13 protein-coding genes are annotated in these 12,165 nt (G+C 58.6%); 7 read left to right on the forward strand and 6 right to left on the reverse strand.

Features of this window, described 5'->3' with window-relative positions; all coding sequences use genetic code 11:
• Positions 1-10: 10 nt before the first annotated feature.
• Positions 11-1,501 carry a glycerol kinase GlpK gene (gene glpK / locus INR77_RS14455; RefSeq protein WP_223071709.1) on the reverse strand — a complete coding sequence of 497 codons (1,491 nt, stop codon included), beginning with the start codon at positions 1,499-1,501 and terminating at the stop codon, positions 11-13.
• 91 nt (positions 1,502-1,592) lie between these two features.
• On the opposite strand from glpK, the gene INR77_RS14460 reads away from it, so the two are divergent.
• Entirely contained in the window at positions 1,593-2,471 is an 879-nt protein-coding gene (locus INR77_RS14460; protein WP_223071710.1) for an MBL fold metallo-hydrolase, read from the forward strand.
• 4 nt (positions 2,472-2,475) lie between these two features.
• Positions 2,476-3,177 (forward strand): VIT family protein, encoded by a 702-nt coding sequence (locus INR77_RS14465; RefSeq protein WP_223071711.1) that lies wholly within the window; start codon positions 2,476-2,478, stop codon positions 3,175-3,177.
• On the opposite strand, the gene INR77_RS14470 is transcribed toward INR77_RS14465, so the two are convergent.
• Positions 3,174-3,614, reverse strand: coding sequence for a DUF1499 domain-containing protein (locus INR77_RS14470; protein ID WP_223071712.1), 441 nt, complete (start codon positions 3,612-3,614; stop codon positions 3,174-3,176). The genes INR77_RS14465 and INR77_RS14470 overlap by 4 nt on opposite strands.
• Before the next feature lie 148 nt (positions 3,615-3,762).
• Between INR77_RS14470 and nadA the strand changes: the two genes are divergently transcribed.
• Positions 3,763-4,761 (forward strand): quinolinate synthase NadA, encoded by a 999-nt coding sequence (gene nadA / locus INR77_RS14475; protein ID WP_223071713.1) that lies wholly within the window; start codon positions 3,763-3,765, stop codon positions 4,759-4,761.
• 77 nt (positions 4,762-4,838) lie between these two features.
• A complete protein-coding gene (locus tag INR77_RS14480) occupies positions 4,839-6,158 on the forward strand; it encodes a DUF2254 domain-containing protein (RefSeq protein WP_223071714.1) in 1,320 nt (439 codons plus the stop codon).
• Here INR77_RS14480 and INR77_RS14485 read toward each other — a convergent pair.
• Positions 6,145-7,065 (reverse strand): DMT family transporter, encoded by a 921-nt coding sequence (locus INR77_RS14485; RefSeq protein ID WP_223071715.1) that lies wholly within the window; start codon positions 7,063-7,065, stop codon positions 6,145-6,147. The two genes, INR77_RS14480 and INR77_RS14485, sit on opposite strands and share 14 nt — an antisense overlap.
• Before the next feature lie 69 nt (positions 7,066-7,134).
• Here INR77_RS14485 and INR77_RS14490 point away from each other — a divergent pair, with 69 nt between their 5' ends.
• On the forward strand, positions 7,135-8,265 hold the full coding sequence (locus INR77_RS14490) for an alkene reductase (protein ID WP_223071716.1): 1,131 nt from the start codon (positions 7,135-7,137) through the stop codon (positions 8,263-8,265).
• 31 nt (positions 8,266-8,296) lie between these two features.
• Here the strand turns inward: INR77_RS14490 and INR77_RS14495 are convergent, their stop codons facing one another.
• Together INR77_RS14495 and lipB are read right to left on the reverse strand one after the other, a co-directional pair.
• Complete coding sequence (locus INR77_RS14495) at positions 8,297-8,659, reverse strand: hypothetical protein (RefSeq protein WP_223071717.1); 363 nt, start codon at positions 8,657-8,659, stop codon at positions 8,297-8,299.
• Complete coding sequence (gene lipB / locus INR77_RS14500) at positions 8,656-9,357, reverse strand: lipoyl(octanoyl) transferase LipB (RefSeq protein ID WP_223071718.1); 702 nt, start codon at positions 9,355-9,357, stop codon at positions 8,656-8,658. Before lipB ends, INR77_RS14495 begins: the two co-directional genes overlap by 4 nt.
• 68 nt (positions 9,358-9,425) lie before the next feature.
• On the opposite strand from lipB, the gene INR77_RS14505 reads away from it, so the two are divergent.
• On the forward strand, positions 9,426-10,256 hold the full coding sequence (locus INR77_RS14505; protein WP_223071719.1) for a hypothetical protein: 831 nt from the start codon (positions 9,426-9,428) through the stop codon (positions 10,254-10,256).
• A 73-nt stretch (positions 10,257-10,329) separates the two neighbouring features.
• Entirely contained in the window at positions 10,330-11,700 is a 1,371-nt protein-coding gene (locus tag INR77_RS14510) for an MFS transporter (protein WP_223071720.1), read from the forward strand.
• A gap of 27 nt (positions 11,701-11,727) precedes the next feature.
• On the opposite strand, the gene arsC is transcribed toward INR77_RS14510, so the two are convergent.
• Positions 11,728-12,072 (reverse strand): arsenate reductase (glutaredoxin), encoded by a 345-nt coding sequence (arsC, locus tag INR77_RS14515; protein ID WP_223071721.1) that lies wholly within the window; start codon positions 12,070-12,072, stop codon positions 11,728-11,730.
• Between the last annotated feature and the right edge of the window lie 93 nt (positions 12,073-12,165).

The raw sequence follows: 12,165 nt of genomic DNA on the forward strand, positions 1-12,165 counted from the left end.
TTGCAAGCGCTTAGCCCTTCGACTGCCCGGCACTAAAATCCAAGGCCCGCTGCCAAGTAGCAAGACGGCGCTCACGCACTTTTGTATCCATTTGCGGCTCGAACGTGGTTAAATCACCGCGCATCGCTTCGGCCGCGCTGGCAAGATCGCCGTAAAGCCCAACCCCGCTTGCGGCCAGCATCGCTGTGCCAAGCGCGGTGGTTTCGACGAACTGCGGGCGATCCACAGGCAGATCCAGAATGTCCGCCAAATCCTGCGCCATCCAGTCATTTTCGGCCATGCCGCCATCAATGCGCAAAGTGTGCCATGGCCTTCCATCGGCGGCAAAGGCGTTGGCCAGATCATGCGTTTGATAAGCCATCGCCTCAAGCGCGGCGCGGGCAATATGCGCCTTGCCGCTGGCAAAGCTGAGGCCAGAGATCACTCCGCGCGCTTGCGGCTGCCAATGCGGCGCGCCAAGGCCGGAGAGCGCTGGCACAATCGTCACCCCGCCGCTGTCGGGAACAGAGCGGGCTAACGCTTCCGTCTCGCTCGCCTCGCGCACGATACCAAGGCTATCGCGCAGCCATTGCACGAGACTGCCCGCAACGAACACCGAACCTTCAATCGCATAGGTGCGCTTGCCCCCAATCTGTGTAAGGACTGTGCCGAGCAAGCGGTGCCCCGAACGCGGGATCGCCTCGCCCTGATTGGTCAAAATGAAAGCACCTGTGCCAAAGGTCGCCTTGGTTTCACCGGGCGATAAACACGCCTGGCCGATGGTTGCAGATTGCTGATCGCCGGCAAGACCAGTGATCGGGATCGACTTACCAAACAAGGCCTTATCAGTGAGCGCCAGCCCGCCAGACATATCAACCACATGAGGAAGCGCAGAAATGGGCACACCGAACAGGTCGCACAGCTCCTCGCTAAAACCTGTATCAGTAAGGCCCATCAGAAGCGTGCGGCTCGCATTACTCGCATCCGAAATATGCGTGGTCCCGCCCGACAATTTGAAAGTCAGCCAGCTTTCCACTGTGCCAAAAGCAAGCGTGCCAACAACCGCCGCCTCGCGCACCGCGTCCACATTGTCGAGCATCCAGCGCATTTTGGTGCCGGAGAAATAGGAATCGAGCAAAAGCCCCGTTCGAGCCTGCACTTCTGCTTCGAAACCCTGACTGCGCATATCTTCGCAAAAATCGGCAGTGCGCCGGTCCTGCCACACAATCGCGCGGGTCAGCGGCTCGCCCGTATTCTTGTCCCAGGCAACCACCGTTTCACGTTGATTGGTGATACCAATCGCCGCAATCAGCGCTGGACCGCCCGCTTTGGGGATAACCTCATTCGCGCAGGCCAGCGTCTTTTCCCAGATTTCAGCAGCGTCATGTTCGACCCAGCCATCCTGCGGGTAATGCTGAGTGATCTCTTTCTGCGCGCTCGCAGCAAGGACACCATCCTTGGCAAAGAGCATGGCTCTGGTTGAGGTGGTCCCCTCGTCGAGTACGAGAATATAGTCCGCCATTGGCTCTCCCATTGACCCGCTGCACCTTGGGTCAAATGTAAAATAACCTGAATGATGACATCTGTCAGCCCTTTCTCCATAAGGTCACATAATGTCGAAGATACCCCCTAAACCTTGGCCCACTGGCCTCGCCGATCAGGTTGAGCCGCTGGTCATGCGCGTGCTCGCTCCCAATCCCTCGCCCTACACCTTCACCGGGACACAGACTTATGTCGTGGGCGAGGCCAATGGTCCGGATTGCGCCGTGATTGATCCGGGGCCCGATGAAGGCCCTCATATTGAAGCAATCATGCAAGCTGTGGGACCACGCAAAATCACCGCGATTATGTGCACCCACACCCACCGCGACCATTCCCCAGCAGCAAAGCCTCTGGCGGAGCAAACGGGCGCGCCCATCGTGGGCTGCGCGCCTTTGGTGCTTCAAGTCGCTGGCCCGCGCTCTGACGAAGCGTTTGACCCGACCTATGAACCCGATCGCGTGCTCGAAGATGGCGAGCAGATGCGCGGCACTGGCTGGACGCTGACCGCTGTTGCCACACCGGGACACACTTCAAACCATCTATGCTTTGCGCTTGAAGAAAGCGGCGCGCTGTTCACCGGCGATCATGTCATGGGCTGGTCGACCAGTGTCGTCATTCCGCCCGATGGCGATATGGGCGACTATATGGCGAGCTTGGAAAAGCTGATGGCAAGGGAAGACACCGTCTATCACTCCGCTCACGGCGCGGCGATTACCAAGCCAAAACAGCTAGTGCGCGGCATGATCGGACACCGGCGTCAACGCGAAAACCAGATCCTTCGCCTCATGGGTGAGCGTGCGCGGCCTGTCGCTGAGTTCATTCCCGATATGTATAAAGGCCTTGATGAAAGGCTGATTGGCGCTGCCGAAATGAGCGTAAAGGCACACCTCCTCGACCTCGAAAAGCGCGGGCTAGCGATGCACGATGATGGCGTTTGGACGGTAAGTTGAACCAATGACGCCAAGCGCCCATCCCGATGATCCCCATTATGTCGGTCGCGGCGGCTGGCTTCGCGCTGCTGTGCTTGGCGGGAATGACGGGATAATCTCTGTCGCCTCGCTTATCATCGGGGTTGCAGCGGCTGATCCTGACCCTTCGGTTATCGCGATTTCGGGCGTCGCTGGCCTTGTCGCAGGGGCGATGTCGATGGCGGCGGGTGAATATATCTCCGTCTCTGCGCAGCGCGATTTGGAGCAAGCCGATATTGCGCGCGAGAAACAAGCAATCGTTGAAACACCTCAGGCAGAACTTGAAGAGCTGACCCAGATTTACAAGGAGCGCGGCCTGAGCGATGACACAGCCGCCTTGGTCGCCCGTGAATTAACGCAACACGACCCGCTCGAAGCGCATTTGCGCGACGAATTGGGCCTGTCGGATGATCTTGCTGCAAATCCGCTTCAGGCCGCCTTTGCATCGGGCGTGTCGTTTACCGTTGGAGCCGCTCTTCCCGTTCTGGCCGCGCTTCTGGTTCCATCTTCGCTGACGATTGCGGCCATCGCTCTGGTATCAGTCTTCGCGCTGGCACTATTAGGAGCCATGGGCGCAAAGCTTGGTGGTGCGTCAATCGCTCCTGCCATTGTGCGCGTCGTGGGCTGGGGGATCATCGCAATGGCAGCAACCGCCGCCATCGGTTCCTTGTTCGGGGTCGCGGTTTAGCGCTTCAACAAGGCCTCGCGAAGCCTCGCCACCCGCTTCGCATTCGCGCCGCCGTCTGAATATCCCACCCGGCTGGCAGAGCGCAGGTGCACCCGCTCCTCAGCCCGGCGAAATTCGACATCATCGACAAATCCAAAGACCGCCGATTTGAACTCGGCGGCGATATAGTCTTCGCTTTGGCTTGTGATTGTGCCCCCTTGCGCAGCAATGACTTGCGCAAGTGAATCCCACGCCTCTGGCGCAAGCGGTGCGACTGCTTTTTCCGGCGGTGCGCTCTCTTCGCTGCTGACGCAATTAGGGCTATCAGGACACGACGCCAGTCGCCCATCGACAAGGCCGGGCGCCTCGCCCTTTTGCGACACCAGCCCCAGCACGAAGAACGCAGCTGCGCCCAGAACCACGACACCGACAACGCCAAAAATCAATGCTTTCAACATTAAGAACAGTCTTCCTTCCCGCGCGCACGCTCAATGCGCGCGGGCAAGGCTAGCACAATCGCGCTGTGTGTCATTGGCAAACTGCCCCCTCGCAAATCATAGAAATGCTGCCTATATGACGCGCAACAAAAGAAGCAGGGATCAATCTATGAGCTTTGAAAGCAAAGTGCCGAGCGGGGACGAACTTCACGCGGAAATCCTCCGCCTCAAGAAAGAGCGCAACGCGGTGATCCTTGCGCACTATTATCAGACCCCCGACATTCAGGACATTGCCGATTTCGTGGGCGATAGCTTGGAGTTATCGCGCAAGGCGGCGGAGACGGATGCGGATGTGATCCTGTTTTGCGGGGTCAAATTCATGGCTGAAACAGCCAAAATCCTCTCGCCAGAGAAGACCGTGATCCTGCCCGATATGGACGCAGGCTGCTCTCTCGAAGACAGCTGTCCGCCGGAGAAATTCAAAGCTTTCCGTGAGGCAAATCCCGATCACATCGCGCTCACCTACATCAACTGCTCGACTGAGGTGAAAGCGCTCTCGGACATCATCGTCACCAGCTCCAGCGCTGAAACGATCCTGTCGCAGATCCCTGAAGATCAAAAGATCATCTTTGGCCCTGACCGTCACTTGGGCGGTTGGCTCAGTCGCAATTTTGGCCGCGAAATGCTGCTGTGGCCGGGCGTTTGCGTGGTGCACGAAGCTTTTAGCGAAACCGAGCTGTTGAAGCTTAAGGAACAGCATCCCGGCGCGCCGATTGCGGCCCACCCTGAATGTCCGCCAGCGATTGTCGATCACGCCGATTACGTCGGCTCGACCAGCGGCATTCTGAAATTCGCCAAAGACTTTGACGGCGACACTCTGATCGTCGCGACCGAGCCGCACATCATGCACCAGATGGAAAAGGCGCTGCCTGAAAAAAACTTCATCGGAGCGCCCGGTGCAGACGGCAACTGCAACTGCAACATCTGCCCCTACATGGCGCTCAATACGATGGAGAAGATGTACACCGCGCTGCGCGATCTGGAACCGCGCATCGAGATGGACGAGGAGCTGCGGGTGCAAGCGAAGAAGAGCCTCGACAAGATGCTCGAAATGGCGAGCGGGACTGTGGGTCAGGGCGATTTGGGCTTTGTGAAGTTTGGGGGGTGATGTCCTCTAATGGGGCCTGATGATCTTCGGCCGCGAATTGCTCGCAACCAAACGGGTTTTGATCAGTTGGTAAGCGTATGACCGCTGAAATTCGCTTTTTCTGGGCGCGGCTTAACGCCAATTACTGGTTTTATCCCGCGACCTTTGCCATCCTCGCCGCGGTGCTGGGATTTGTAGCGGTCTATCTTGACCGCAACGGCTTTGCCCAATTTCTCTCGAACTACGACTGGCTTGTGCCAGTGCGCCCGAAAGGGGCCGTCGATATCCTGACCGTGATGGCAGGCACGATGATCGGTGTCGCCTCGACCGTCTTTTCAATCACCCTTGTCGCGGTCACTTACGCCAGCAGCAGCTATGGCCCGCGATTGCTCACCAATTTCCTTGAGGACAAGGGCAATCAGGTAAGCCTAGCCGCCTTTATCGGCACCTTTGTCTATACGATGATTGTCCTTCGTTCGGTGCGCGCCGAGGACGAGGTCGCCGCCTCAACCTCTGATGCGGTTGCGACCAACCTGCCCGGATTTGCCCCGCAACTCTCGCTCCTGATCGCTTATCTGATGGTTGGTGCGTGCGTGGGTGTCCTTGTGTTTTTCCTCCATCACGTGCCCTCTTCCATCCGCATTTCCATGGTGCTGGAAAAGGTGGGCAAGCAATTGCTGAACGCGGTTCGCGACACTTACCCCATCGAAGAAGAGTTCCGCGATGCCCGCCAATCCGAAGGGGGTGAGACGATTGCCGCCACATCAAGCGGATATGTGCAAATGATCGACTTTGAAGACCTCGAACACTGTGCCAATGAGCACGGCTGCATCTTGTCATTGAGAGTTCGCACAGGCGATTTTGTTCACCGTGACTTGCCGCTGCTCGACGTAAAAGGAGCGAGCGCGCAGGACTTACGCGAAGCCGTCCAACCACACTTCACCCTTGGCCCGGTGCGCACGCGGGAGCAGGACCCGCAATATCTGATCGACCAATTGGTGGAGATCGGGCTGCGCGCACTGTCGCCGGGGATCAACGATCCTTTCACCGCGATCACCGCGCTGCACTGGCTTGGCGCGGTTACATCGGAAATCGCCCGACGCGATTTACGTAAGGATGTATGCGGCAAAGATGCAGATGAGTGCCCGGTGATCCCACTGCCCGACACTTATGAGCATTATCTGCAACGCGGGCTTGGCTCCATGCGAAGCGCGGTTGCGACCAGCCATAGCGCTACGATGGTGATGCTCGATGTCATCGCGAAGGCTGCACATCCAGTCACCAGCAGTGAGAGGAAAGCGGGGCTGAGAAATCAAGCTGATCTGCTGATCGAACAGGCGCGCGAGCATTTGGTGGGGGCAGATTTGCGGCAGGCGGAAGAGCGCTACCGCGAAGTTCAGCAGCTTATTCCTTCCTGACGCCGCGCCCTTGCGCAGCCTTCGCCACCACCAGCGCAGACCCAAGCAAAAGCATCCCGACTACGTCCAGCGCGCTCAGCACCTCGTCAAAGGCAAAATATCCAATCATCGCCGCAATCGCAGGCTGGGTCAGCAAGGTCAGCCCGATGATGAGCGGCGGGAAGTGGCGTAGTGAGAACACCATGAGCCCCTGGCCGACCAGCTGGCTTGTGATGAACAGCACGATCACCGGCGTCCAATTGGTCGGCCACACGGGTTCCCCCAAGATCACAGCCAGCCCCAAGAGATAGGGACAGGCAAATATGCTCACCCAAACAAGCAAGCTCCACGAACCGAACTGTGCGCGTTCTTTTTGAAGGGTGAGAAGGTACACCGCATAGAGCAGGCCCGCCGTAATGCAGAACAAATCGCCCACGAATGTCTCTGCCGAAATCTCCAAAGAGCGGCCCAACAAAATCCCTGCCCCGGCAAGCGCACAGACAATCGCGAGCCATTCAAACCCGCGCGGCATCATCCGCGCGATGATAAAGCCCCAGAACAACAGGATGATTGATCCCGCATTGCCGAACAGGGTCGCATTGCCCAGACGCGTCATCTCGATCCCGATGTGCCAACTGGCAAGGTCACTCGCAAAAGCGATGGAGCCAATGGCCACCACGATCAAAGTCTTTTGGGGAAGCCCGCGCATGGGCTGACCCGCGAGACGCGCGAAACACACCAGAAACGGGAGCGCCAGAAACAGCCGCCAGAACGCAGCGCTTACCGGACCTGTATCGGCAAGCCGCACCAACCATGGCCCCATCGCCAGCGCCGCATTGCCGAGCAAAAGCGCGCCAAAAAACATTGCCGAGCGCAAGGGGTTATCCATGCCGGCAACATTCTCTTCTTGGGCTGATGCGCTTTCCATACTTGCGCCCTAGCCGCGAAGGCTCCAAGTGAATAGCCAAATGAAACCGAATTTGAGAGGATTTCACATATGACCGATGCACCGAAACACGAGGCCCTTTTTCAGCCGCTCAAAATGGGCGCGCTTGAGGCTCGCAACCGTATCTTCATGGCACCGCTGACCCGTGGGCGCGCGGCCGATCCGATGTTCGTGCCCAATTCGATGATGGAAACCTATTACCGTCAACGTTCAGGCGCGGGGATGATCCTGACCGAGGCGACGGGTATTTCCACCGAAGGGCTTGGCTGGCCATCGGCTCCCGGTATTTGGTCCGATGAGCAGACGGAAAGCTGGAAACCAATTGTCGATGCGGTCCACGAAGAGGGCGGTCTTATTTCCATGCAGCTTTGGCACATGGGCCGGATCGTGCACCCCTATTTCCTCGACGGGAAGCCCCCCTTCTCCGCCAGCGAAACCAAAGCTCCGGGCGAAGCGCACACGCCAGAGGGAAAGAAGGAATTCGTCACCGCACGCGCCATGACGCATGACGATATCAAGCGCACGGTCGATGATTATCGTCGGGCGGCTGAAAACGCGAAGAAGGCTGGGTTCGACAGCGTCCAGTTGCACGGAGCGAATGGCTATCTCGTCGATCAATTCCTGCGCGATGGCACCAATCACCGCGATGATGAATATGGCGGCTCGCCTGAAAACCGCACCCGCTTTATGCGCGAGGCATTGGAAGCGATTGTCGATGTCTGGGGCGCGGACCGCGTTGGTATTCGCTTGTCGCCTAATGGCGACAGCCAGGGCACAGACGACAGCAATCCGCCAGCGACCTTTGGCGCAGCGGCCAAGGTGATCGAGGAGATGGGGCTTGCTTACCTTGAACTGCGCCAACCGGGCCCTGATGGCACCTTTGGCCGCACCGACGTGCCCAAGCAGGACGCACTTATCCGCGAGCTTTATTCTGGCGCGCTGATCCTCAATTCCGACTATACCGCGCAGGAAGCCGACGATGATGTGTCAAGCGGTCGCTGCGATGCGGTGAGCTTTGGCCGGCCCTATATCTCCAACCCTGATCTGGAAAAACGGATTGCCGCAGGGGCCGAGTTTAACCCCAATAAGGACGTGCCCAAAAGCTGGTACTTCCCGACGCCAGAAGGCTATATCGATTATCTGACTTTGGAAGAAGAAAAGGCCGCCGCAAACGCTGCCTGAACTTTCAAAGGTCGATTAGAAGGCTTTCTTTTCAAAAGGCTGGGGGATTGATTATCGGTCCCCCGGCCTCTTCATTTTGGGGTACAGGACGGCTTGGCCCTGCCGTGACCGGGCCGCCGGGTTCAGGTGAAGCCTCTTCAGGTTCAGCCTCCACTTCGCTTGCCGCAGCTTGGCCAGTGCTCGAAGGCGCGCTTGGCGCCGGGTCTGCCTGCCGCTCAGCAGGAGGCGAGGTTGAGGTCAGCTCTTCCAAAGCGATCATATCATCGCTGATCGTGCCGCCGAGGATTTCGCCTGCGGCCTCCCCGCCCGTTTCAGTCGAAACGCCCGTGTCTGCCTCTTCCTCGCAAGCCGACAGCGCCAGCAGCGCTGCTATGCCAAGCCAAGCATACTTCATTTCCTGCACGCCCTTATGCGGGCCGCCTCAAGCGTGCCCAAAAATCCATCCGCGCGCTTTATCAGCGCCTCGTCCCATTGCTCGGTTGAAACGCTTTTGCCAAGCCGCGCGAGGCTGGTAACGCCAAACTCATCAATGCCGCATGGGACAATCCCGCCAAAATGGGAAAGGTCCGGGTCAAGGTTAACAGAAAGCCCGTGCATCGTAACCCAACGGCGCACGCGCACGCCGATCGCGCCGATCTTTGCCTCGCGCCCGTCAATATCCTGACACCAGATCCCTACGCGTCCTTCCGCGCGCCATGCTTCGATCCCGAAATCGGAAAGCGTGTCAATCACCCAGCCTTCAATTGCATAGACAAAGCAGCGCACATCTTTGCCGCGCTTGCCAAGGTCGAGCATGAGATAACCCACACGCTGTCCCGGCCCGTGATAGGTATAGCGCCCGCCGCGCCCTACCTCGACCACATCAAATCGCGGATCGGTGAGCTCAGCCGGGTCCGCGCTGGTGCCTGCTGTGTACACCGGGGGATGTTCAAGCAGCCAAATCTGCTCCTTAGCCTCGCCCGCAGCAATCGCGGCGTTGCGCGTCTCCATCGCCTCTAACGCCTCGCGATAAGGCACGAGAGCCTCGTCCCGGCGCCATTCGACGCTGGTGTGTGCGAGTTCTTGGGGCAAAGTTTGCGCTGCGCTTGCCATCGCATCCGCGTGGCGGCAATGGTGGCGAAGTTCAAGAGGGAAATACGCTTTTAGGGAGCCGGGCCGACATGAATTTCGATATGAACAGCTGCTGGGCGCGCGCTGTCGAGCTGGTGCAGGCCAATTTTCAGCTCTTGCTGGTGATCGCAGGAATTTTCCTGCTGCTGCCATCGGTCGCGCTTTACCTGTTCTTTCCCGATATGCAGACCTTCGCTGACCCGTTCGCGGATCAGGACGTGATCGCTGCGCAAATGGCGGAAATGGCGGGGCCACTGATCGGTGGCGGGCTCTTTTCAACCGCGTTCCAATTCGCAGGATACGCCGCAATGGTTGCCCTGATGAGCGAGGCGCGCCCGACCGTGGGGCAAGCGCTCACCACTGGCGTTAAAACCGTGCCAAGCGTGTTTGCGATCCTGATCCTGTTTTTCGTACTCTATTTTCTTGGCGCGATGGTGATCGTGTTGCCAATCACCTTGCTTGCAGGGCTCACCGGAGCGGCGGCAATCGGCTTAATTGCCCTTATCCCGGTGGTCGGATTTGTCGCGTGGCTTTTGGGCCGCTTGTCGATGTCGATGCCAGTGCTGGTGCTGGAAAAGACACTCAATCCCATCACCGCGATCACCCGCAGCTTTGCTCTCACCAAGCCAAAACAATGGCCCATCGTTGGTTTCTGGACAGTGATCGTGGTGATTTTCCTCGTTGCCAGCCTGATCTTTGGCAGCGTTATGACTTTGATCGCAAGCGCGCTTGGCGGAGGACTGGCAACGGCTCTGATCACCGGACTAGCCAATGGTTTGACCAGTATGATCATCGGTATGATCATCAGCGCGGTCGCAGTGGCAATGCACGCGCAATTGTCAGGCCCAAGCGCGGACGTGATCGAAGACACGTTTGGTTAGGTAATGCTCACTCTTGCTAAGCGGTGTAATCACCGATTGATCTAATTACTGCGCTGGCCTAGCTCCAACGGCAATGGCCGATATTGACCCATCCCTTAAGGCTGAAAACGCAGCCAACGCCGATCAAGGCAACGCCATCCCGACGGGGCGCATGGCGCTCTTGTTCATGGTCATGTTGGTGACGGCTGCTGGCAACACAGCAATGCACTCGGTCATGCCCTCTATCGGCACCGCGCTAGAGATCAGTGACGTGTGGATCAGCCTCGCTTACTCCTGGTCTGCTCTTTTGTGGGTCGTTTGTGCCCCTTTCTGGGCCAGGCGTTCGGACAAGCGGGGGCGCAAGGCGATGATGGCGCTCGGACTGGTCGGCTTTATCGTCAGCATGAGCCTTTGCGGGCTGGTCTTGTGGATGGGCTTTGCCGGGTGGATTACGGGGCTAGCAACGCTGCTCTTTTTCGCCATCGCCAGAAGCGCTTACGGCGCATTTGGCAGCGCCGCGCCGCCCGCCGTGCAAGCCTATGTCGCTGCGCGCACCTCGCGCTCTGAACGCACCAAGGCGCTGTCTCTCATCGCGTCAAGCTTTGGCCTTGGCACGGTGGTTGGCCCGGTTCTCGCCCCGCTAATGATTATCCCGTTTTTCGGAATTGGCCTTACGGGGCCCGCCTGGTGCTTTGCCCTCATAGGCGTGGCGACGCTCGTCCTGTTGCGCCTGCGCCTTCCCAATGACACGCCTCAATTCGAAGCGCGCGGCAAGACCTTTGGCGACCCGAACGCCGGGCTTTCCAATTCCGATGATCTGGACGACAGCGACGACAAAGAGCGCGGCACCTTGCCCCAAGGCGATCAAGCGCGCCTCAAATGGTTTGAGCCACGCCTTCGCCATTGGGTGATTGCCTCGCTGTTTGGCGGCCACGCGCAGGCGATGATCATGGGGGTGATCGGCTTTCTGGTGCTCGACCGCCTCAATATGCGCGAGGATTTTACGCAAGGCGCAGCGCTCGTCAGCCTTGTCATGGCCTTTGGCGCGATCGCGACGCTGCTTGCACAGTGGGGAATTATTCCGCGCTTCAAGATCGGCCCACGCGCCGCGACCCTGTCCGGCATGATCGTTGCAGCCCTTGGCACCGCTATTCTGGGCATTGCGGATACGGTTGTGGGGCTATCGCTGGGCTATGCGATTGCTTGCCTTGGCTTTGGCCTTTTCCGCCCCGGCACAACCGCAGGCACATCGCTCGCCGTGAGCCGCGCCGAACAAGGTCAGGCCTCAGGCATCGTTGCCAGCGTCGCGGGCGCAAGCTTCATTTATGCACCCGCGCTCGGCGTTTGGCTTTACAATGTCAACGACTGGCTCGGCTTCGGCTTTATCATCATGATTTGCCTTGGCGTTACCCTTGTCGGATGGCGTAATCTTGAAGCGGACGAAGTGCTCACGACAGACCGCTAGCTCTCCGCCTGCGTCGCTTGCGCGCTATCAAAGCAGGTCGAGCACCTTCTCCTGTGGGCGGCAGATGGCGGCGCCTTTTTCGGTTTCGACAATCGGGCGCTCGATCAAAATGGGATCTGATTCCATCGCTTCGAGCACAGTGTTCGCATCCGCCCCCGTCAGCCCGCGCTCTGTTGCATCGGTGCCGCGAATCCGCAGCCCCTCGCATGGCGTGATCCCCATATCGGAATAAAGCTGCGCCAGCTTTTCGCGGCTCGGCGGGTTTTTCAGATACTCCACCACGGTCAGCTCAACATCATCGCGCTCTTCCAGAATAGCCAGCGTTTTGCGCGAAGTGCCGCATTTGGGATTGTGCCAGATGGTTGCTTTCATTGTGGAATTCCCTTGGATTTGTGAAGCTGAAATGGTGCGCCGATGAATAGCGAACGCGTGCCTGTTTGACCACACACTACCGAATTGCGAGTA

The organism is Erythrobacter sp. SCSIO 43205 (genome assembly GCF_019904235.1).
GTDB lineage: Bacteria > Pseudomonadota > Alphaproteobacteria > Sphingomonadales > Sphingomonadaceae > Erythrobacter.

Bases quoted from the DNA above. Each gene is read 5' to 3' on its own strand.
- lipB (WP_223071718.1), bottom strand. From the start codon at position 9,357: ATGGCAAGCGCAGCGCAAACTTTGCCCCAAGAACTCGCACACACCAGC.
- glpK (WP_223071709.1), bottom strand. From the start codon at position 1,501: ATGGCGGACTATATTCTCGTACTCGACGAGGGGACCACCTCAACCAGA.
- nadA (WP_223071713.1), top strand. From the start codon at position 3,763: ATGAGCTTTGAAAGCAAAGTGCCGAGCGGGGACGAACTTCACGCGGAA.
- INR77_RS14480 (WP_223071714.1), top strand. From the start codon at position 4,839: ATGACCGCTGAAATTCGCTTTTTCTGGGCGCGGCTTAACGCCAATTAC.
- INR77_RS14495 (WP_223071717.1), bottom strand. From the start codon at position 8,659: ATGAAGTATGCTTGGCTTGGCATAGCAGCGCTGCTGGCGCTGTCGGCT.
- INR77_RS14460 (WP_223071710.1), top strand. From the start codon at position 1,593: ATGTCGAAGATACCCCCTAAACCTTGGCCCACTGGCCTCGCCGATCAG.
- arsC (WP_223071721.1), bottom strand. From the start codon at position 12,072: ATGAAAGCAACCATCTGGCACAATCCCAAATGCGGCACTTCGCGCAAA.
- INR77_RS14490 (WP_223071716.1), top strand. From the start codon at position 7,135: ATGACCGATGCACCGAAACACGAGGCCCTTTTTCAGCCGCTCAAAATG.
- INR77_RS14465 (WP_223071711.1), top strand. From the start codon at position 2,476: ATGACGCCAAGCGCCCATCCCGATGATCCCCATTATGTCGGTCGCGGC.
- INR77_RS14505 (WP_223071719.1), top strand. From the start codon at position 9,426: ATGAATTTCGATATGAACAGCTGCTGGGCGCGCGCTGTCGAGCTGGTG.
- INR77_RS14485 (WP_223071715.1), bottom strand. From the start codon at position 7,065: ATGGAAAGCGCATCAGCCCAAGAAGAGAATGTTGCCGGCATGGATAAC.
- INR77_RS14510 (WP_223071720.1), top strand. From the start codon at position 10,330: ATGGCCGATATTGACCCATCCCTTAAGGCTGAAAACGCAGCCAACGCC.
- INR77_RS14470 (WP_223071712.1), bottom strand. From the start codon at position 3,614: ATGTTGAAAGCATTGATTTTTGGCGTTGTCGGTGTCGTGGTTCTGGGC.